3 protein-coding genes are annotated in these 2,773 nt (G+C 28.3%); 2 read left to right on the top strand and 1 reads right to left on the bottom strand.

All coding sequences use genetic code 11. The features are described from left to right. The first annotated feature begins 241 nt into the window (after window positions 1-241). The gene (locus N5D03_RS14715) at window positions 242-1,585 is read left to right on the top strand and encodes an AAA family ATPase (protein ID WP_114999199.1); all 1,344 of its coding nucleotides are present in this window, start codon (window positions 242-244) and stop codon (window positions 1,583-1,585) included. After that, window positions 1,585-2,115: a hypothetical protein gene (locus N5D03_RS14710; RefSeq protein WP_114999200.1), complete on the top strand. Its 531-nt coding sequence runs from the start codon at window positions 1,585-1,587 to the stop codon at window positions 2,113-2,115. The genes N5D03_RS14715 and N5D03_RS14710 overlap by 1 nt, the downstream gene beginning before the upstream one ends. Before the next feature lie 48 nt (window positions 2,116-2,163). Here the strand turns inward: N5D03_RS14710 and N5D03_RS14705 are convergent, their stop codons facing one another. After that, on the bottom strand, window positions 2,164-2,724 hold the full coding sequence (locus N5D03_RS14705) for a transposase (RefSeq protein WP_260392507.1): 561 nt from the start codon (window positions 2,722-2,724) through the stop codon (window positions 2,164-2,166). Between the last annotated feature and the right edge of the window lie 49 nt (window positions 2,725-2,773).

Genomic DNA, 2,773 nt, shown 5'->3' with positions numbered 1-2,773 from the left:
AACGGCTAAGTTGAAAGTTTGTACATTTTAATCCGCAAAAGCCAATTTTATTGGCTTTTTTCATAAATTAGCAAATAGAAATTGGCTTTTGCTACGTTCCGTCTAAATCGAAACTTCTCGCTTCGATTTTCCGCCACTTCGCAAAGCCCCGAACCGTTAGCGGAAAGTGACAATAACCACCAACTACTAAAAAGTGAATAAGTAAATTACTATATTTGCGATAGTTTCAAATATACTATAAATGAAAGTTACAATAAAAAAATTAGGCAAAATTGAAAGTTGTGAATTACAACTTAATGATTTAACTATACTAGTTGGAGATAACAATTCAGGTAAAACGTATGTAACTTATAGTACTTATGGCGCTCTAAAGTATTGGCGTGACTTTATTAATTACACTAGTTTTAAAGAACTCTCTCAAGAAATTATTTTAAATGGTCAAATTAATCTTGATAAAAATCAAATTGTTGAATTATCAGAGATTGCACTAAAAAAAGAAAGTGACAAATTCAAACGTCGCATCAAAGAATTATTTAACGATAAAGAGAAAATTTTCGATGAAGCTAGTTTAAAAATTAAAGTTGAACAACCTCTTACTTTTAAAGATAAAGAAAATAAAATCAGAGTTGGTGACAATACAATATTTGAAGGAAGTATCAAAGACAACACTTTATCTATTATTTATAAAACTCTAAATAAAAACGATTTAGATAAAAATTTAGTCAGAGAAATAATTGGAGACTTATTTTGTTTTATGGTTTTTGATGATGTTATTCCAGATCCAACAATCATTACTGCAGAACGTTTAGGTATTTCTCTATTCTATAAAGAACTAGATGAAAGAAGAAATTCAATGATTGAAAGCCTCCAAAATCTAGAAAATAAAGATGATAATATTCATCCTTTTGAATTGATTATGAATATGAGTGCATATTACGCAACACCTATTCGTGACCACATTGCATTTACGAGAAATATTGATAATATAAAAAAGAATTCTTCTAATGTTGATATTTCGTATCCTTTAGAAATTATTAAAGAAATCTTAGGAGCTGAATTTAAAAAAGAAAATAAACAAGATATTAGATTTTATACCAGAAATAAACGAAATAATAAATTTGATATACCATTGTATTTAGCATCTTCATCTGCAAGATGCATTGTTGATATTTTCTTTTATTTAAAGCATATTGCCAAGGTTGGTGATTTACTAATAATAGATGAGCCAGAAAGTCATTTCACTTTAAAAAATCAAAGATTAATGGCTAAACTAATTGCATCAATTGTAAATCTTGGTATTAAAGTATTTATTACAACTCACAGTGATTTTTTAATTAAAGAATTAAACAATCTTATACTTTTAAAAAATGATTTTGAAGAAAAGGCAGATTGGTTAGTAAAAAATAAAAAAAGATATACTGAAAAAGATAATTTAGATTTTAATTCAATATCAGTATATCAAGGAATAAATGGATCATTGAACTCATTAAAAATTTCAAATACTGGAATAGAAATTCCATTTTTTGATGAGGAAATCAATAATCTTTTCACAATTTCATCTGATTTAGACTATTTTATATCATAATGGAAAGTATTTTTTGTGATTTACAGGTTATCAAGTCATACGATGAGATAAGAAAGGAAGTCAAATTGGTCGAAGAAACAACAGGTCAATCAATTATTGTTGGAGGATTACCTGAAGATAGTCTTATTTTAAAATTAGATGTTGACCAAGCTGGCTACAAAAAAAAATCATCGTACTTGAGAAGTGGTGTCGAATTTATTCATAAAGGTTGTGATTATTGTGTTATAATTCCATCAATTAATAAAATTGTATTATTTGAACTTAAATCTAATCAACCTAAAGGATATGCAGATCAATTTGTTGCCTCTGAAATTTTTTTGAATTATTGTAATGCGCTATGGAAAAAATATAATAATTGTATACAAGAATTTGATTTTGTACGTGTTTTACTTTCTCCAAAATTTAATGGACAACTAACAAGTACAAAAGATGTTATTAAATTTACTAAACCAGATAGGACTAAAGAAGAAATTCTTATTTTATCACCTGGTTTCCCTCCTAGAATTAGAATTGAAAAATTTCTTAACTAATAAAATATCACCTTCCGCTAACATCGGTAACTGTTGCACAACTCCAATTTACAGTAAAAAACAGAATATATGACCTCGTTTAAGCCTTTTTAAGCGAGGTTTATTTTTAGAAAAATATATTAATGTAAAATTAGGCTTGCTTAAAAACTCTCTTTTTAAGGAGTGAAGGAGTGATTTTGTAGAAGCGTAGTTCTTCCCTTGTTTTAAATAAATAACTTGGGCTAAAACACTTGATTTTTTGACTGTAAAGCGTAGATATTTCTTCAAGTTGTAAGATAAACTTGACATTAGTACATGTTTATTGGCTTTAGACATTCCTCTGCTATTGATTCGTTTTAGGTTAAAGAAGTTAATCAACGTTCCTAAAACTGGTTCTACTGTAGAACTTCGACGTTTAACTAACCTGCGGTGATACGCTTTATTTTGGGTGAGTTTTTCATGCATTTTATCGTACAAAGGCTTGTGAATGCTATCTTCCAACTTTTTAAACTTGGTTACTTTTCCACAACAACTTTCTCGTAAAGGACATTGTCCACAATCTTTTTGCGAACTTCTATAGCTTTTCTTTTCGTAGCCTTTGCTGTCTGTTAAAGTTCGTTTGAAAGGCAGAAAAGCTTTATTTCCTCCTTTTTGAATACATTCGTTGTGGATACGTCAC

This window comes from Empedobacter sp. GD03861 (genome assembly GCF_029840885.1).
In the GTDB taxonomy this organism is placed as follows: domain Bacteria; phylum Bacteroidota; class Bacteroidia; order Flavobacteriales; family Weeksellaceae; genus Empedobacter; species Empedobacter falsenii_B.
The sequence above is the reverse complement of the archived record's forward strand: the minus strand, read 5'-3'. Positions and strand labels throughout refer to the sequence as shown.